The sequence below is a fragment of the Paenibacillus favisporus genome, from assembly GCF_040545415.1.
Taxonomy (GTDB): Bacteria; Bacillota; Bacilli; order Paenibacillales; family Paenibacillaceae; genus Paenibacillus_AQ; species Paenibacillus_AQ favisporus.
Map to the genome: position 1 here is coordinate 805,619 of NZ_JBEPLV010000003.1, position 18,876 is coordinate 824,494.

General features: G+C 53.5%; 17 protein-coding genes. 16 read left to right on the top strand and 1 reads right to left on the bottom strand.

Annotated features, from left to right (window positions below):
• Positions 1-34 precede the first annotated feature (34 nt).
• The 16 genes from ABID47_RS16795 (at position 35) to ABID47_RS16870 (ending at position 18,114) form a co-directional block, all read left to right on the top strand.
• Positions 35-1,129, top strand: coding sequence for a GerAB/ArcD/ProY family transporter (locus tag ABID47_RS16795; protein ID WP_354498345.1), 1,095 nt, complete (start codon positions 35-37; stop codon positions 1,127-1,129).
• Positions 1,126-2,259 (top strand): Ger(x)C family spore germination protein, encoded by a 1,134-nt coding sequence (locus ABID47_RS16800; protein WP_354498347.1) that lies wholly within the window; start codon positions 1,126-1,128, stop codon positions 2,257-2,259. The genes ABID47_RS16795 and ABID47_RS16800 overlap by 4 nt, the downstream gene beginning before the upstream one ends.
• 329 nt (positions 2,260-2,588) lie before the next feature.
• Positions 2,589-3,614, top strand: coding sequence for an inositol 2-dehydrogenase (gene iolG / locus ABID47_RS16805; protein WP_354498349.1), 1,026 nt, complete (start codon positions 2,589-2,591; stop codon positions 3,612-3,614).
• Between the two features lie 66 nt (positions 3,615-3,680).
• Complete coding sequence (gene iolD, locus ABID47_RS16810) at positions 3,681-5,543, top strand: 3D-(3,5/4)-trihydroxycyclohexane-1,2-dione acylhydrolase (decyclizing) (RefSeq protein WP_354498351.1); 1,863 nt, start codon at positions 3,681-3,683, stop codon at positions 5,541-5,543.
• Positions 5,544-5,567: 24 nt separating this feature from the next.
• On the top strand, positions 5,568-6,479 hold the full coding sequence (gene iolE, locus ABID47_RS16815; protein WP_354498353.1) for a myo-inosose-2 dehydratase: 912 nt from the start codon (positions 5,568-5,570) through the stop codon (positions 6,477-6,479).
• Between the two features lie 14 nt (positions 6,480-6,493).
• Positions 6,494-7,318: a 5-deoxy-glucuronate isomerase gene (gene iolB / locus ABID47_RS16820; RefSeq protein ID WP_354498355.1), complete on the top strand. Its 825-nt coding sequence runs from the start codon at positions 6,494-6,496 to the stop codon at positions 7,316-7,318.
• Entirely contained in the window at positions 7,315-8,316 is a 1,002-nt protein-coding gene (iolC, locus tag ABID47_RS16825; RefSeq protein WP_354498357.1) for a 5-dehydro-2-deoxygluconokinase, read from the top strand. Before iolB ends, iolC begins: the two co-directional genes overlap by 4 nt.
• A gap of 21 nt (positions 8,317-8,337) precedes the next feature.
• Positions 8,338-9,792 carry a CoA-acylating methylmalonate-semialdehyde dehydrogenase gene (locus ABID47_RS16830; protein ID WP_354498359.1) on the top strand — a complete coding sequence of 485 codons (1,455 nt, stop codon included), beginning with the start codon at positions 8,338-8,340 and terminating at the stop codon, positions 9,790-9,792.
• A gap of 78 nt (positions 9,793-9,870) precedes the next feature.
• Positions 9,871-10,869 (top strand): LacI family DNA-binding transcriptional regulator, encoded by a 999-nt coding sequence (locus tag ABID47_RS16835; RefSeq protein WP_354498360.1) that lies wholly within the window; start codon positions 9,871-9,873, stop codon positions 10,867-10,869.
• A 605-nt stretch (positions 10,870-11,474) separates the two neighbouring features.
• Complete coding sequence (locus ABID47_RS16840; protein ID WP_163873756.1) at positions 11,475-12,425, top strand: ABC transporter permease; 951 nt, start codon at positions 11,475-11,477, stop codon at positions 12,423-12,425.
• A gap of 125 nt (positions 12,426-12,550) precedes the next feature.
• Positions 12,551-14,275: an extracellular solute-binding protein gene (locus ABID47_RS16845; RefSeq protein ID WP_354498363.1), complete on the top strand. Its 1,725-nt coding sequence runs from the start codon at positions 12,551-12,553 to the stop codon at positions 14,273-14,275.
• Between the two features lie 17 nt (positions 14,276-14,292).
• Entirely contained in the window at positions 14,293-15,201 is a 909-nt protein-coding gene (locus ABID47_RS16850) for a carbohydrate ABC transporter permease (protein WP_354498365.1), read from the top strand.
• Between the two features lie 34 nt (positions 15,202-15,235).
• A complete protein-coding gene (locus ABID47_RS16855; protein ID WP_354498367.1) occupies positions 15,236-16,126 on the top strand; it encodes a CehA/McbA family metallohydrolase in 891 nt (296 codons plus the stop codon).
• Positions 16,127-16,139: 13 nt separating this feature from the next.
• Positions 16,140-17,144 (top strand): LacI family DNA-binding transcriptional regulator, encoded by a 1,005-nt coding sequence (locus tag ABID47_RS16860; RefSeq protein WP_354498369.1) that lies wholly within the window; start codon positions 16,140-16,142, stop codon positions 17,142-17,144.
• Positions 17,145-17,256: 112 nt separating this feature from the next.
• Entirely contained in the window at positions 17,257-17,568 is a 312-nt protein-coding gene (locus ABID47_RS16865) for a Dabb family protein (protein WP_354498371.1), read from the top strand.
• A gap of 36 nt (positions 17,569-17,604) precedes the next feature.
• Positions 17,605-18,114, top strand: coding sequence for a GNAT family N-acetyltransferase (locus ABID47_RS16870; RefSeq protein ID WP_116230767.1), 510 nt, complete (start codon positions 17,605-17,607; stop codon positions 18,112-18,114).
• 98 nt (positions 18,115-18,212) lie between these two features.
• On the opposite strand, the gene ABID47_RS16875 is transcribed toward ABID47_RS16870, so the two are convergent.
• Positions 18,213-18,869: an NADPH-dependent F420 reductase gene (locus tag ABID47_RS16875; protein WP_354498374.1), complete on the bottom strand. Its 657-nt coding sequence runs from the start codon at positions 18,867-18,869 to the stop codon at positions 18,213-18,215.
• Between the last annotated feature and the right edge of the window lie 7 nt (positions 18,870-18,876).

Sequence of the window (18,876 nt, forward strand, 5' to 3'; positions counted from 1 at the left end):
CATCAGTTGACACGATCCGGGAGGGATGGACAAGGTGGAACAGGCTGAAAAAAAGATGTCCCCGAGACAGCTGTTTTTGTTCATTATCCAAGCCCAAATCGGAGTCGGCGTGCTATCGATTCCCTATGAACTTAGTAAGACGGCAAAAGGCGGCGGGGGCATATCGGTTGTGATCGCCGGAGCGATTACCGAAATCATCATTTTGATGATGTGGGTTCTTCTGCGTAAGTTTCCCGGGATGAACCTTTTTCAGATCTGTTTCCGGCTTGGCGGACCGGTTATTGGCAGGCTGCTGATCGCATGCTACGTCGGATATTTTATTTTGCTGGGCAGCAATGTTTTGCTCAATGCCTACATGGTACTCCAGCGCTGGATTCTGCAATCCACCCCCAAATGGGTGGTACTGCTCCTGTTCTGTATCATGACGTATTACCTGGCCAAGGAAAAGCTCACGGTTTTGGCCCGGTTTTACAGTCTATCGTCCATGCTGTTCATTCCTTTGATCATTTTTGTCAGCTACGGCCTGACACAGGCACGGATCGAATACATGCTGCCGCTAACCGAAGCAGGCCTGATCAACATCCTGAAGGGAACCAAGGATACGACGATTTCGATGTACGGGTTCGAAATGTTCCTGATCATCTATCCGTTCATTGATGCATCTGACGCCAAGAAATTGAAAATGATCAGCTTGTCAAATCTGTTCGTTACACTGTTCTACGTGTTTGTCGTGTGCACCTGTCTCATGGTGTTTAACCAGACGCAGCTGGCGATGATCCCGGAACCTGTCATTTACCTGGTCAAGTCGCTGAATTTTTACATCATCGACCGGGCGGATATTCTGTTCTTGTCGATTTGGTCGATTACCTTGGTATGTTCCATCGCCAGTTATTGCTACGCAGCAACGGACGGGCTTGCGGTCCTGTTTAAAAAGAAGGATCACCATATTTTTGACCTATGGGTTAAAGTAGCCTTTTTTTTTATCGCTCTGCTGCCGACCACGCCGATGGCGATTGAGCGCATCAACAAGATTTCCGAATATGCCGCGTACGTGTTCATTGCGGGCCTTCCCTTCCTGCTAATGCTGTTCTCTTTATTTGTCAAAAAGAAAGCGGGTGGAACCGTATGAAACGATGCCGCGGGGCACTTTGCTGCGCCATGCTGGGTCTGAGCACGGCGCTGCTGACCGGATGCTGGGACCGGGAGTATTTGAAAGACTTGAATTTGGCCTACAGCGCAGGTTTTGATCTGACCAAGGATCATAAGATCAAGGAAACCGTTGAGCTAATCATTCCCCCGAAAACCGAACAGAGCTCCACGACAAATGAAATTCATTCGGCAGTGGGTTTGTCAACACGCGGGGCGAGCAACATCCTCCGGGCTCGCGTAAGAGGGAATATGCGGGTGATCAAGAACAGCGTGCAGCTGATCGGCAAATCTTTGGCCGAAGAAGGGCTCAAGGCACCGATGGACGTCAATTTCAGGGATCCTCGAAACCCTTCTTCTGACGTTCGGTTGATCGTGACGGAGAATGACGCCTCAGAGATTATCGGAAAGAAAAAAATAGGAGAGCTGCAAATCGGCGAATTTCTGTCGCAGAAAATCAGCAGCTTGGAGAAAATGAGCCTGTTCTACCCGCCGGAGACTGTGAATACGGTTTTCCGTTCCTTGACGGATCCAGGCCAGGATTTCGCGCTGCCTTACATCGGGGTACAAGGCTCCGAGATCGTTGCCAAAGGCGTCGCCTTGTTCCACGATCAGAGCTTTAGCGGATCGCTAGGCAAGGATCAGTCGATCATGCTGGTTCTGATGAAAGGAAAATCGGGAGGCAATGCCCGGTTTACCAAAACCGTGAATCTGGATACAACCAAGCCGATTCGCGGATCGATCAGCTACAATGTCGGCAATAAGAAGAGGAAGCGTGAGTTTCACGTAAGCGTCGCCCGGAACGGCGATGTTCACGTAACGCTGAGCCTCAAGCTTCAGGCGGTCATCGAGGAATTCACCGGACCGCAGCTGCTGGATGATAAAGCAGTGACGCGAGTGAACAAGGAGCTGTCGTCCATCATGACCGAGGAAGCCAGGGAGGTCGTGCGGGAACTGCAGCAGGCGAACTGCGATATTTTTGGGGTAGGCCGGCAGCTGATGGCTTATCATCCCAAATTGTGGAAGCGGATCGATTGGAACAAGGAGTACCGTAACGTTCAGTTTCATACCCAGGTTCAGGTGTCCATTATCGATACCGGGGTCATTCAATAACAGCCTGATGTCCATGCCGTACGGGATGCGGTATGGGATGTTTTGCGGTCTTGCCGTTTGCGGCAGGCCGCTTTTTTTGGTTTTCCAATTGGCTGGAAATAGAATGTTAACTTGCGGAAACTCATATATATGTCATGGAAACCGTTATCTGATGACCTGACACGAAGCAGCGTAAAGAGGCAATCGTATAGCGAGCGGCAAAAAAATGTGGTATTAAATAACAAAAAAGGGTTTGCAAAGGTCCGGTGCGGTGTTATAATCCGATCAAGGAAAGCGGTTACCCTAAATGATTCATTGAAATGATATCGTGAGAACAAGGTGGAATGTCCATGAGTAAACAACTGAATATCGGCGTGATCGGAGCAGGGAGGATCGGAAGGCTGCATACCGAAAATCTGCTTAATCATCCTCAGGTTAATGTGAAAGCGATTGCAGACCTGCAGATCGATCATGCCAGGGCATGGGCCAATGGGCTGGGGATCCCTTTGCTGACCCAGGATGCGGAACAGATCATCAGTGATCCGGGCATCGATGCCGTTTTTATTTGCACGTCGACCAATACCCATATTGACATGATCGAGCGCTCCGCCAAGGCGGGCAAGCACATTTTCTGCGAAAAGCCGATCTCCTTCGATGTCCGGGGAACCCGCCTTGCGCTGCAAGCCGCTTCCGACAGCGGCGTCAAATTTCAGCTTGGCTTCAACCGCAGATTTGACCCGAATTTCCGCAGAGTCAGGGAGATCGTCGCTTCCGGCCAGATTGGAGATCCCCATCTGATCAAGATCACTTCGCGCGACCCCAGCCCCCCTCCGCATGACTACATCAAAGTATCCGGCGGGCTGTTTATGGACATGGCGATTCACGATTTTGACATGGCCCGGTTTTTAAGCGGCAGCGAAGTGGATGAGGTGTATGTCCAAGGGGCAGTCCTGGTGGATCCGGTCATCGGAGAGCTCGGAGACGTGGACACGGCGGTCATCATGCTGAGATTCCGGAACGGTGCGATCGGTGTCATCGACAACTCGAGGCAGGCTGCCTATGGGTACGATCAGCGCGTGGAAGTTTTCGGCTCGCTGGGCCAGGTCAACGTGCAGAACGATTTTCCGAACTCGGCGGAAATCAGCACGGCCGGCGGCGTGTACCGGGATAAGCCGAAGCATTTTTTCCTGGAACGTTATGAAGCGGCGTACCGGCATGAAATCGAGAGCTTTATCAAAGCGATCGTGAACAATGAGAACGTACCAGTCAGCGGAGAGGACGGGTATCAGGCGGAGCTGCTGGCGGATGCGGCCAAGAAATCATGGCTGGAGAAGAGACCCGTCAGCTTGTCCGAGTATTCGATGTCTACATCATGAGGTTTTTGTTTGTCTTTAGGGTAAGCGATTAACCTAATGAAATATTCCGCGAAAGGATGGTTATGAATGGGCGTACTTCGATTAACGATGGCTCAGGCCTTGCTCCGCTTCCTGGACCAGCAGTATGTGCAGCTGGACGGAAAGGAGCACAAGTTCGTTAAGGGAGTCATGGGTATTTTCGGTCACGGCAATGTACTGGGCATCGGCGAAGCATTGGAGCGGGAGCCGGGCAGCCTCAGGTTTATCCAGGGAAAAAATGAGCAGGGCATGACGCATGCCGCCGTTGCGTACGCGAAGCAGAAGAACCGGCTGGAAATCTTCGCCTGTACTTCCTCCATTGGCCCGGGGGCGCTGAATATGGTCACGGCCGCCGCGACGGCGACGGTCAACCGGATACCCGTGCTGCTGCTTCCAGGCGATATTTTCGCCTGCCGGCAGCCGGACCCGGTCCTGCAGCAGCTGGAGCATCCGATGGATTATACCGTGTCCGTCAACGATGCCTTCAAACCGGTCAGCCGGTACTGGGACCGGATTACGCGTCCCGAACAGCTGATGAGCTCGATGATCCAGGCGATGCGCGTACTGACTGACCCGGCGGAAACCGGCGCGGTCACCATCTGCCTGCCGCAGGACGTGCAGACAGAGGCGTACGATTATCCTGAGGATTTTTTCCGGAAAAGGGTGCATTACCTTGACCGCAAGCCGGCAAGCCAAGCAGCGATCGAGCGGGCGGCGGAGCTGATTTCGCGCAAGCAAAAGCCGATCCTGATCGCCGGCGGCGGCGTTCATTATTCCTTGGCCTATGAAGAGCTGCGGCAGTTCGCGGAAGCGTTCGGCATTCCCGTGGCCGAGACTCAGGCGGGGAAGAGCGCAATCCCATGGGACCATCCGCTGAATATGGGAGCGATCGGCGCGACCGGATCCCTTGCCGCGAACCGGCTTGCCAGAGAAGCGGATGCCGTCATTTGTGTGGGAACCCGGCTGGGGGATTTTCCGACCGCGTCCAAAACCGCTTTTACGAGTCCCGAAGCAGAATTCATCCATATCAATGTGAGCGGTTTTGACGCGTCAAAGCTGAATGCGTGCCAGGTGGTGGCGGATGCTGGAGCGGGATTAAAAGAATTAACCTCCGCACTCCAGGCAAGGAGCTACAAGTCTGCTCATAACGGACCAGAGCTTGCCAAACTGAAAGCCGAATGGACCCGGGAGGTCGACAGGCTGTACGGCTTGGAGTCGGAAGAAGGCTTGGCGCAAACCCGCGTGCTCGGTGAACTGAACCGTTCCATGGCAAACGAAGTAATCGTAGCGGCGTCCGGGAGTCTTCCGGGCGATTTACACCGGCTGTGGAGATCGGAAGCGCCCAAATCCTATCACATGGAATATGGCTTTTCCTGCATGGGGTACGAAATTGCCGGGGCCTTCGGCGTGAAGCTCGCTGAACCGGACAAGGAAGTCTATGCGCTCGTCGGCGACGGAAGCTACCTCATGCTTCATTCCGAGATTTTAACCAGCATTCAGGAAGGTGTAAAGGTGAACGTGATCCTGCTGGACAATCACGGATTCCAGTGCATACACAGCCTGCAGCGTGAAAATGGGAGCGACGGCTTCGGCAACGAATTCCGTCTGCGCAGCCCGGAAACGGGGCGCCTGACGGGGGACTATGTGCCGGTCGACTATGCGGCCCATGCGCGAAGCATGGGAATCAAGGCATTTTCCGCCACCAGTGTGGATGAGCTGAAGGAAGCCCTCCGGCAGGCCGGGGAGGAGAAGGGCTCTACACTGATCGAAATCAAGGTGCTGCCGGGCACCCAGTCGGGCGGATACGAATCCTGGTGGAGGGTGGATGTTCCGGAAGTGTCGACCAGCGATAAAGTGCGGGCCGCGAGGGAAACGATGAACGAACATGTGAAGCAGGCGCTGAAAATTTAAGTCCAAAGGGAGGTTACGACGTAGATGACGGATATCCGATCGATTAAATTGGGCATTTCACCGATCAATTGGGTTAATGAAGATGTGCTTGAACTGGGCGACCATTATACGTTCGACGACTTGATGCGGGATTTCACGCAGCTGGGGTTCACCGGAACGGAAAACAGCCGGAAATTCCCGAAGGACGCAGCCGTTCTCAAGAAGGCATTGGCTGAGCATGGACTCCAGATGGCTTCTCAGTGGAAGGGCGTCTTGTTCTCCGAGCCGCGCCGCAGGGCGTCCGAGCTGGAATCGTACCGGCAGCATGTTGAATTTTTAAAGTCGATGGGCAGCCGCCATGTCGTCACCTGCGAGCTTGGGGGTTCGATCATCGGCGACCCGAGAAGACCGAAAGGCGTGCAGGACGTGCATCCCCTGACGGACGAGGAATGGAACCACATGGTCGAGGGGCTGCATCAGGCCGGTGAAATCTGCAAACGAAACGGAATGAAGCTCGTCTACCACTATCACATAGGAACTGTGGTCGAACGGCCGGATGAAATTCAAAGGCTGATGGAGACGACGGATCCCGAGCTGGTTCATTTGCTGCTGGATACGGGGCATGCCTATTACGGCGGATCCGACCCGCTGGAGCTGTATGAACGCTATGCAGATCGAGTTGCCTACGTTCATTTGAAGGATGTCCGGAACGATGTGCTGGAGCGGGTGAAAAGGGAGGGGATCCCTTTTCAGCAAGCGGTAATCCAGGGTGTGTTTACCGTACCAGGCGACGGATGCATCGACTTTGCGCCGATTTTACGCAGCTTCGTGCGGCATGGTTATGACGACTGGATGATTCTGGAGGCGGAGCAGGATCCCGGCCAAGCGAATCCTTATGAATATGCCAGCAAGTCCAAGCAATATCTCGCTCAAATTGTTCAGGAATTGAATGCCTGAAAGGAGGAAGGAACATGTCCAAGCTTATCGTTCCCGGCGGAGAGCCGGACGAGAACGGCAGATTGCTCAGCATCACGCCCGAATCGGCGGGGTGGGAGTACGTAGGTTTTGAAGCGTACCGGCTGGAACCCGGTCAAACGATCGAGCAGGAGACGGGAGACCGTGAAGTCTGCCTCGTGCTGCTCAGCGGGCTGGCGAATGTGGAAGCAGGCGGACAAAACTATGAGCGGATCGGCCGCCGGATGAGCGTGTTTGAGCCGCTTGCCCCTTATGCGGTATACGTTCCTGCGGACGACCGTTTCCGGCTGGAAGCCGTTACCTTGACGGAGGTGGCCGTGTGCAGCGCTCCCGGCCAAGGGCGGCTCGAAGCAAGGCTCATCCCGCCGGAGAAGATCGGGGTGGAGCAGCGGGGCTCCGGTTATACGGAGCGGACCGTCCGCAATATTTTGCCGGAGCAGGAGGAAGCGGAAAGTCTGCTCGTCGTGGAAGTCTTTACGCCGGCCGGGCACTGGTCAAGCTATCCTCCGCATAAGCATGACCAACTCGATCTCCCGCATGAGTCCCTGCTGGAAGAAACCTATTATCACAAGGTGTCCCCGGGTCAGGGGTTTGCCCTGCAGCGCGTATATACCGACGACCTGTCGCTGAATGAAACGCTGGCCGTGAAGAGCGGGGACGCCGTCCTCGTTCCCTGCGGTTACCATCCGGTGTCGGCGCCTCCCGGGTACGATGTGTATTACCTTAACGTCATGGCCGGGCCGGTGCGCACCTGGAAGTTCCATAACGACCCTCAGCATGAATGGCTGATGACCCCGGGACAGGAGGTGCCTAAGCGTTGACCACGATTTCATTTCCAGACCATCGTTCCCTGGACTTTATCGGGCTGGGCCGGCTGTGCATCGATCTGAACGCCAACGAAATCCATCGCCCGATGGAGGACACGGTCACCTTTACCAAATACGTCGGCGGCTCCCCGGCCAACATTACGATCGCCATGGCAAAGCTGGGGCTGCGAACCGGTTTCATCGGCAGGGTGTCCGACGACGCCCACGGCCGTTTCATCACTCGGTACCTGCAGGACGCAGGCATCGACACCAAGCACGTTATCGTCGACCGGTCGGGCAGCGTCACGGGACTCACGTTTACGGAAATCAAGTCGCCGACGGACTGCAGCATCCTGATGTACCGGGATAACGTAGCGGACCTCAAACTGGAGCCTGGCGACGTAAGCGAGGATTATATCCAAAGTGCCAGAGCGCTGCTCATTTCAGGTACAGCCCTTGCAAAGAGCCCGTCCAGAGAAGCGGCTTTCAAAGCGATGGAACTGGCCATAAGACACGGAGTCGTCATTGTTTTTGATATCGATTACCGTCCGTATACATGGACCTCGGCCGATGAGATCGGTACGTATTACCGTCTAGCCGCCGAGAAATCGGATATTATTATCGGCGGACGCGAAGAGTTCGACCTGATCGAAGCGCTGGACGGCCCGCTTATGCAGGACGATGAAGCCACCGCGAAGCAGTGGTTCAAGCACCGGGCCAAGCTGGTGGTCGTCAAACGGGGCGGCGATGGGTCGACGGCATTTTCGGCGGACGGACAGAAGCACGTAGGTGCCGTTTTTCCGGCACAGGTGGTGAAAACCTTCGGCGCGGGTGACTCCTTTGCAGGTGCCTTTATTTACGGCCTGATGCAGGGATGGAGTATCGACCGGTGCCAGCAGTTCGGCAGTGCCTCAGCATCGATCGTGGTCTCCAGCCACAGCTGCTCCGACGCGATGCCGACAGCCTCGCAAATCCAGGAGCGGATCGACCGCTTTGTGCAGCAAGGAATCTGACCAAACGATGGAGGTATCTACATGACGGATCAAGTGCAACAGCTTCACAACTACGTCGGGGGCCGGTGGGTTCCTTCGGGCGGAGGAAGATCGGAGCCGGTCTATAATCCGGCCACAGGGGAAGAGATCGCCCGCGTCCCCTTATCCACCCTGGATGATCTGAACCGCGCCGTATCCGCGGCGGCGGAGGCGTTTCCGTCCTGGAGCGGCACTCCGGTGCCGCGCCGGGCACGGATCATGTTCAAGTTCCAGCAGCTTTTGACGGAACACTGGGAAGAGCTCGCCCGGATGATTACGCTGGAAAACGGCAAGAGCTACCAGGAAGCATACGGCGAGGTGCTGCGCGGTATAGAATGTGTGGAGTTCGCCGCCGGCGCTCCGACGCTGCTGATGGGCAGCAACCTGCCGGATATTGCCTCAGGACTGGAGTCGGCCATGTACCGTTATCCGATCGGCGTCGTCGGCGGCATCACGCCGTTTAACTTTCCGATGATGGTGCCGAGCTGGATGTTCCCGCTAGCGATCGTATGCGGCAACACCTTCGTGCTGAAGCCGTCCGAACGGACGCCGCTGCTCGCGAACCGGCTGGCGGAGCTGCTCCAGGAAGCCGGGCTCCCGGACGGCGTGTTCAACATCGTTCACGGTGCGCATGACGTCGTTAACGGCCTGCTTGAGCACGAAGAAGTCAAGGCGATTTCATTTGTCGGCTCCCAGCCTGTGGCCGAGTACGTGTACAAGACGGCAGCGGCTCACGGTAAACGGGTACAAGCGCTGGGAGGCGCAAAAAACCATTCCATCGTCATGCCGGATGCCGATCTCAAGCTCGCGGTGAAAGAGATCACGAGCGCGGCCTTCGGCTCCGCAGGCGAACGCTGTATGGCCTGCTCGGTCGTCGTGGCCGTCGGCGATATCGCCGACGAGCTGGTGAGCGGACTGGCCGAAGCCGCCAAGAATATCCCCGTAGGCGACGGTATGGAACCGGATGCCTTCCTGGGACCCGTGATCCGGGACTCCCATAAGAGCCGGACCATTGGATATATTGAGAAGGGGGTACAGGAGGGGGCGCAGCTAGTATTGGACGGCAGGGATCATGCCTTGGCCAACGCAGAAGGTTATTTTCTTGGCCCAACGATCTTTGACCACGCAGCTCCAGGCATGAACATTTGGACGGACGAAATCTTTGCGCCTGTACTTCAGGTCGTCCGGGTAAACAGCCTCAAGGAAGCCGTAGCGATTGCCAACAAGTCCGAGTTTGCCAACGGGGCCTGTATCTATACGGACAGTGCCAAAGCGATTCGAGAGTTTAGGGAATCGATCGACGCCGGCATGCTCGGGGTCAATGTAGGCGTACCGGCACCCATGGCGTTTTTTCCGTTCTCCGGCTACAAAAAATCCTTTTACGGAGACCTTCACGCCAACGGGAAGGACGGGGTGGAATTCTACACCCGCAAGAAAATGGTTGTGGCCCGCTATTGATCATGGAGCAAATTGCCACAGACTGGAACTTTCCCTATACTTAGAGTACAGAGCAGCGTTAAGGAAGGGGGAACGAGGGTGGCGACGATATACGATATCGCCCGGGAAGCCGGCGTGTCCATAGCCACGGTATCCAAGGTCATCAACCAGACCGGCCGGATCAGCGACAAAACAAGAAAGCATGTGCAGGACGTGATGAAGCGGATCGACTACCAGCCGAGCGTCGTCGCATCCGCCTTGACCAAGAAAAGGACCTATTCGCTCGGACTCCTGATCCCGGATATCGCGAACCCGTTTTTTGCCGAGCTGGCCCGCAGCATCGAAGATCAAGCCCACGAGCTTGGATACAGTCTGGTCATCTGCAGCACGGACAACGATTTGACCCGTGAAGAAAGGTATGTCAACGTTCTCCGGCAAAAGAGCGCCGACGGGATCATCATCGCCACTGGCGCCCGCAACGACGCCATGATGAAGCAGCTGATGAAATACAAGCTTCCGGTTGCCGTCATCGCGCGGGAAATGCCGCTGCTTGCAGTGGATACAGTGCTCGTGGACGATTACTTAGGCGGCTATCTGGCTGCGTCTCACTTGACTGGGCTCGGACACCGGAACATTGCCGTGATTGCGGAGGACTTGGCTGTGATGAGCTCGAAGGAACGGGTTCGCGGTTACCGGAAAGCCCTTGAAGAAGCAGGAATCCCTTATGACGAGAATTTGGTGGCGGTCAGTCCGTTTCATGTCGAGGGAGGGAAGGCGACAGCCAAGGAGCTGCTCAGCAGCTCCAACCCGCCAAGCGCCATCTTCGGATGCAACGATCTGCTGGCGATCGGAGTCGTGCAGGCTGCCCGGGAGCTTGGCCTGCGCGTACCTGAGGATGTTTCGGTCGTCGGCTTTGACAACACGGTGCTGGCGACGATTATCGATCCGCCGCTCACTTCAGTGGCCCAGCCCGTTCAGCAAATGGGAAAAGAAATCGTCCAGCTGATCACAGGCGAAATCGACGGAAGCAAGCCATCCAAGCAGCGCCTGGTTCTGCTGCCGGAACTCGTGGTCCGAGGAACAACCAGCGCCGTGTAACGGCGCTTTTTTTGTTGTTGAATCCCCTTTGTGCTCGCGATGATCCCATCGCATTTTCCCGACTAAGGAGGCAGTTCCAACCATTTTACAAACATAGACATTTTATTACAAAAATAATGATTGCGCTTTCATACCGGAGTAGATTATAATTTCCTCAAGGTAAAGCGCTTACCTCACATTTCCAATCCCAGGGTTGCGACACAGTTCCTAGGGGGAGAGTCCAAAGCCCGTTTCGCTTCAAGTTTATGTTACTAAGCTTTAAGAAGAAGAGAAGAGTCTTAATATGGTATCGATACCATATGCACTGAATAACGATTTAGATATCGATGCCAACAATCGCAATCGTGATGGGATACGGCTTTTCGTTTTAACCGAAGAAATGTAATATTTTACAAAAAGTGCAACCATTTTTGATTTACACCTCATCTTGAGAGACTATATTCCAATTAAAGCTGAAATGAAGCCATTCTTAATAAAAAAGGGGGGATTCTGCTCAAGGAAAACGGATTATGCGATCATGACATCGATTAAGAGTGAGGGGCGGCATGCAAGACACCGCTTCGGTTCATCAGCAATCATCCACAAAAAAGAAGGTGATCCAGTCCATGCAAACCCAGGTGAAAACAGCAGCTGTACCTGGAAAGACACCCGGCAAACGATGGAAAAACATTCTTCTGCATAAATACCTCTACATCATGCTGCTTCCTTGCCTCGCTTTTTTTATCATATTTTCCTACATACCGATGGTCGGCCTGATCTTAGCCTTCAAGGAATACAAGTTCAATACGGGAATCCTCGGAAGCCCGTGGGTCGGTCTGAAGTACTTTGAGCGTTTTTTCAATGATTATCAGAGCGTAATGCTCATCAAGAACACTTTGATCATCTCCTGCATGAAGCTGTTTATCGGCCTGCCTTTTCCGATCCTTCTGGCATTGATGTTCAACGAGATCCGCAACCGTTATTTTCGCAGCATCGCCCAGAGCATCGCCTATCTCCCGCATTTTTTGTCCTGGGTAGTGGTCGTGGGGCTTGCCCAACGCCTGCTAGCTCCGGATAACGGATTGCTCAACCAAGTCGTGTCTTATTTCGGCGGGGACGGAAGCACCTTTTATATGATGGAACCGAATTATTTCTATTCCATTATGTTCGGCAGCCATTTATGGAAGACGATCGGATGGGACTCCATTATCTATCTGGCGGCGATCGCCGGCGTCAACCCGGATATGTACGAGGCGGCCAAAATCGACGGGGCGAACAAGTGGAAGGAACATTGGTACATCACACTCCCTTCCATCCGTCCAACGATCCTCATTTTGTTCATTCTATCACTGGGTAATATTTTGTCCGCCGGATTCGATCAGCTGTACCTCTTGAGAACCCCGGGAAACATGCAGCTCTCTGAAATTCTGGATACTTATGTCATTCGCATCGGTCTTCAGGGCGGCCAATACGGATATGCAACGGCCGTGGGATTAATGCAGGGCTTGATCGGATTGATCCTAGTCGTTACTGCCAACCGTATCTCAAGAAGAGTTTCTGACACATCGGTATGGTAGCGATACCATATGCTTTGCAACAACATTAATGCAACCATAATGCATCCATATTGCATCCATGATTGCATCCGTGTAAAGACAGGGGAAAGGCCATTGACCAATTATTTGAAAAGAGGGATGCCGAAATGCTGAAAGGGAAAACGTGGTTCAAAATGTTATCCATGCCGCTGATCGCCTCCATGCTTCTAGTTGGGTGCAGCGGAAATGATTCAAGCGGTCCAAACAGCGAACCGACGGCGGCTAATCAGGATACGGGTACGGCAAATCACCCTGCGACCTGGATTGCGGACCGTAAAGTAAAAGGGCTTGTCTTTATGGGGACGGATGACTACACGGAGGATATGAATGCGGAGATCAAAGCCAAGCTGAAGGAGATGACCGGCATCGACCTGGAAATCGAAATCATGGTGGCGGACCATTCCATCGACGGACTCATTGCGGGGCTGGCGTCGAACGACCTGCCTGATTTTATAACGTTCTATCTTAACAACAGCGGCCGGCCCGAAATGCAGGTTGTGCTGAAAGCGGCCAGAGAGCAAATGTTTACGGACCTTACGCCGCTGATGAAAGAAACGAAGATCTACAGCAAATATCTGCAGGACGACTACCTTCCGCTTGACACGAAGTATGGCGTCATGTTCCGGCCGGAGTTCGGAGGATCGTCCTATTTCGTCCATATGAACATCGCCAGACAAGGCGGGTACTCGACGCGTAAATATGCCGGCGGTCCTTATATCCGCAAGGATATTGCCGACGCCCTGCACGTCGATCCGCGCACGATTGATACGACCCAGAAGCTGTATGAGCTGGCGCAAAAAATCAAGGCAGGCGGGTTCAAGGACAAGAACGGCAAGGACGTCGTTCCGATCGGTCCTTCTTACTGGGGAGGCAAGGAGGTCGGCGCCTTGTTTAACGACCTGGAGTGGGGCAGCGCCGACCAGCGGATCAATAAGGATGCAGGAGGTAACATTTTGCATGAAAGCCAGACCGAATATGCACTGAAAAAAGTTGAGTATGTGCAGAAGCTCCTGAGCGAGAAACTGCTGCATCCCGAATTTTTCACGATGGACGAAAGCCGGGCGACGGAAGGCGCCCTGAATGGAACGTGGGGAATAATTGGAGATATGCACAATTATCAGGAGTTTAACCGCGATATGCATTACCTGCCGCTGGGACCGATCAATTATGTTGACCGTCCATACCAAATGCAGGTCGATTATAAATCCGGATACTCGGCCTGGGCGATTCCGGCTACGACCAAAGATCCGGAAGACATCATGAAGCTGGCGGACTTCCTGGCAAGCCGGGAAGGAAAGCTGCTGTGGCAATACGGGATTGAAGGCAGGGATTACACCCTGGATGCCAAGGGGAACCCTCTAGCCAACAAGGATATTTTGGATTTGAAGCAAAGCAATCCTGAGGAAGCGAAGAAGCTTGGCTTTGCGGGTGTCGGCAACTATTGGGGTGAGCTGCTGGGATCGACGGATATTGACCGGATGGCCGACTTCGGGGAAATGGAGTACGGCGACGCGGTTGCTCCGGAAGTGAATGCAGGCGCGTTGAAAATCGCCGATTACTGGGGCTGGGATGACAAACGCAAGCAAGCGAATGTTGTGGACGGCTACACACCTTTATCTTTCATCGGAGAATTTGATCAGGGAACCGAGCTAAAGGCGGCGTTCGAAAATTATGACGACAGTCTGATTCGGGCGTATTACGCAAAAAACCTGGATGAGGCGAAGAAGATCCTGGACTCCGCTTCCAAGCAGCTGGATGCCTCCGGACTGCAGGCGTTCCTTGAACTGCTGAAGCAGAAAAATGCCGACGCCAAAACGCATTTGAAATTCTAGATGGGAGGATCATGCGGATGAAGCCATTTTACCGGACGCCGCTGGGTGAAAGAGTATATATCTTCGTAATCTACCTGCTGATCACGCTGCTGTGCCTGTCCATCGTCCTGCCGTTTTTGAACATATTGGCGCTCTCCTTCAACGCAGGGAAGGATGCGGAGCGCGGCGGGATTTACTTCTGGCCCCGGGTATGGTCGATCCAAAATTTCAAGGAGGTGTTCGCCTCCTCGAATATCGTAACGGCTTTCGGCATCTCGCTGTTTCGAACCGTGGTCGGCACGGTCGCTAGCGTATTTCTGACCGCGATGGGCGCCTATGCGCTGAAGAGCAGAACGATGCCCGGAGTACGCTTTTTCACGCTGCTGATCTTCTTTACGATGCTGTTCAGCGGGGGAATGATCCCGTATTATATGCTGCTGAAATCGCTGCATTTGACCAATACGATCTGGGTATATATTATCCCGAGCTTGTACAGCGCCTGGAACCTGATAATCATGCGGACGTTCTTTCAGCAAATTCATCCCAGCCTGGAAGAGTCTGCGCGGATGGACGGCTACAATGACTTCGCCATCTTTATGCGGATCATCATGCCGCTCAGCAAGCCGGTGATCGCCGTCATCGCGCTGTTTAACGCCGTCGGTCACTGGAACGACTGGTTTACGGGCGCTTTTTATGTCCGTTCGGCAAAATTGCGGCCGCTATCGACACTGCTGCAAGAGATGCTCACGCGGGCAGAAGCGATGCGCAGCAAGCTGGAATCCGCCGCAGGCATGAATCAATATGACGCGCTGGAGAAAATGCAGGTAACGGGCGATTCCATGAAGATGGCCACGATCATCATTGTCGTAACGCCGATCATCATCATTTACCCGTTTATTCAAAAGTACTTCGCCCAAGGCGTTATGATCGGTTCGATTAAGGAATAACCGCAGAAAGATGATCAACCAGGGAGGATTTGGCATGCGCATCGAAAACCCTTATGATAAAAGAGGAACGTGGCTTCGCGGAAGCTTTCATAATCATACCAATAACAGCGACGGCTGGTTTCCACTGGAAACGGTGTATCGGATGTACGCCGATTATGATTTTCTCGCGATTTCGGATCATGACAAAATTACTGATTTGGATGGAGAACGCAGCATCCCCACGGTTTTTGAAGCGATCGAGGTCAGCAGCCGCGAGCCTCACATGCTTCTCGTTGCGCCCCCTCGTTCCATTTTGGAGGGCTACAGCAGCGAGTTTTCGATTGTAAATTACCAGAGGCTTGCTGATGTGACCTTGGATAATGGCGGAATCTGCGTTCTCGTGCACCCGAACCGGTATTTTTCGAATTACTGGAATCTGGAGGACATGCTGCAAATGGAGCGGGTGACCGGAATCGAGGTTTACAACGGGGACGGGAACATCGAATACGATATTGCGTTTGATAAATGGGACGCGATGCTTTCGGCGGGACGGCGGGTATGGGGCTTCGGAAACGACGATTCGCATGTGTACGGACAAGAGAAGCAGGCCTGGAACGTCGTGCTTGCCGAAGAAAATTCGCAGCAGTCCATTCTCAGCGCAATCCGAAGCGGCAGTTTTTATGTCTCCACTGGTTTCGGTTTTGAATCGATTCAGACCGATGATCGTCAGATCAGCATCCGCCTGAAGTCGAACAAACTGCTGGACCGGATGTATAAATATGTGACCTTGTTTGGGAAAGACGGCAGGGTGCTGCATGAGGAAACGGGACGGATTACGGAAGTGACTTATTCGTGTATGGGAGACGAAGGGTATGTCCGCGTCAGCGCCTATATTGAAGGAGGCTATGCGGCGTTCTCACAACCCTTGTTCATTAATCAGCGTTAGGGATGAGATGGGTATGAGTGTTAAAATCAAGGATGTTGCCAAACGGGCCGGTGTCTCTACGACAACGGTCTCCCGTGTTTTAAACGGGGAAAAATACGTCAGGGAAGAACTGAAGGACCGCGTCAACCAGGCCATTGAAGACCTGGGTTATGCGCCCAGCCATATTGCCAGAAGCCTGGTCAGGAACAAAACCAATCTGCTGGGGGTCATCGTGCCGGATCTGACCTCCAGCTTTTATTCGACCATTCTGAGCTCCATCGAGCAGACCGCTGCCTCCAATCATTATAATCTGCTCGTTTGCAATATTAGCGAGGACATTGACAAGGAGTTCAAATACCTGAACATTTTCAAGGAAATGCGCGTGGAAGGCATCATTATCATGCACGAGAAGATCAATGAGGATATTCGGAATTTTATCGAGAAATTAAAAATTCCCGTTATCTTCTCCAGCGTGAAGCCGATGGACCAATCCTTCGTATCGGTCATCGTGGACGATTATGCCGCAGCGTATGACGCAACGACATATTTAATCGGACTCGGGCATAAGCAGATTGCTTTTATAGGCGGGGACATGCGTGATATGACTTCCGGCCAAAACCGGTACAGCGGGTACCGGAATGCTTTGGCGGACCATGGAATTAAATTTGTCCATGAACTTGTCCGTTTCGGTGATTACAAGGTGAACAGCGGCTATGCACTGATGGGTGAGTTCCTGCGTTACAAACATAAACCGACGGCGGTCTTTGCCGTTAGCGACGATATGGCGATCGGGGCAGTCAACTGCATCATCGATCACGGCCTGAAGGTTCCTGACGATATTTCGGTGATCGGCTTTGACGGAAGCCAGATGACGGAACTCGTCCGGCCCCGGATCACCTCTATGGAGCAGCCTATTCAGCGCATGGGCGAGGTGACGGTCGAAACGCTGCTTCAGTTCATTGCAGGGGAAAAGCGAACAGCGGACGATATCATATTGGGTCATCGGTTAGCGGTGCGCGACAGCTGCAGATCTCTGTGAAGGTTGTGAACAACCAAGAACCGGGGACGCTTTGAAGCTGTCCATCTCTTTGGTTAGCCTTTATAATAGTAAAAGACTCGTTTGTCATTTCGATGAAAAAAGGAGTGTTAACGTGAAAGACGGCGCAATCATCCATTCGGTCATCTTTTCGCTGAAGCATGAGAAGGGTTCGACTGCTGAACAGCGATTTCTGGAGGACGGCAAGGCTGCACTCAGCTCGATACCTACGGTAAAGGAATTTCAAGTATTCCGGGAAATCAGCCCCAAGAATACATATGACTTTGGTTTTTCCATGAGGTTTGACAGCCGGGCGGATTATGAAGCCTATAACGCTCATCCGCAGCACGTTGCATTTGTGAGGGACCGTTGGGATCAGGAAGTGAGCCAGTTCCTCGAAATCGATTATGCCGGATATGAGCATTGAGGTTAGATTTTCGATAGGACGAGGATGGTGCAAGCTTTGAATATTCAAATTCGAACAGGCCGGAGAGATGAGATGGAAGAGATCATGCAATTGATCTCCAGATGCGTTCAGGTCATGCAGGAAGGCGGCAGCGACCAATGGGACGACGAATATCCGAACCGGGATGTCATCGGGGAAGACTTGAGCCGGGGGACGCTGTTCGCAGCGGAAGGCGACGGACGGATTCTTGGCATCATGGTGCTTGATCAACATCAAGACGAGCAGTATGACAAGATCCCTTGGACGGAGACGGAAGGGCCGCATCTAATGATGCACCGGATCGCGGTGGACCCGATGGCCCAGGGGCAAGGAATCGCACGTAAGCTGGTTGCTTTTGCGGAACAGTTTGCCCAAGAGAATGGATACAAGAGCATCCGGCTTGATACATACGCCAAGAACGCGCCGGCTCTCAAGCTGTACCGGGGTCTCGGCTACGATCAGCGGGGCGAAGTAAACTATCCGGGACGGGAAGCGGGCTTTCCGGCTTTTGAAAAAGTGTTTGTATAATCTTCGGCAAGGTAATCCGATACCACGGCATAAAGAAAAGATCCCCTTTTCTCCATACAATGGAGACTAAGGGGATTTTTGTTCTGTTTATATGCCGATTAAGCTCTAAACTCCGCTGGGCGCTCGGGGCTGGCTTCCGCGAGCGCTTGGCGAAGGCTGTCGGCGTCGTGCTCGCGGTAGCTTGGCGTACCCGGCTGCTGGCGCCAGGACTCATCCAGTCCGCCGGCGTCGATGGCGTCAAAGCCAAGTTCTTCAATCAGGTCAAGCACGACCTGCTTAGAGGCGGGAACGTCTCCAGCCACCGGCAGGGCCAACCGTCCAGGGCTGCCCTTCGGCAGGCCGCGTTCCAGCAGATTTTGGGCGGATATGCCGTTAAAAGCTTTATTCACCGGCCGCTTCAGATGCTGTTCCACCCAGCGGCTCTCCGGCAGACCTGCTTCAATTTCCGCGATGAGCCCGTCGCGCTGGCGGGGGTAATAGTTCCCCGTATCGATAATCACGGCATTTGGTGCAGTATGTTCGAGGATTCCGGCAGGAAGGTCAGGAATGTTTTTCTGAGGAATCGTCACAATGACCACTTCTGCACCCTGCGCCACTTCCGTGACTTCCTTGGGCGCTGCTCCCGTTTCTTCGGCAAGTGCAGCCAAAGTTTGTGGGCCTCTTGAATTGGCGATGGACACTTCATGTCCGAGTTTGGTCAGGCGGCGGGCGAGATTTCCACCGATATTTCCGGCACCGATAATCGCAATTTTCATTTATTCC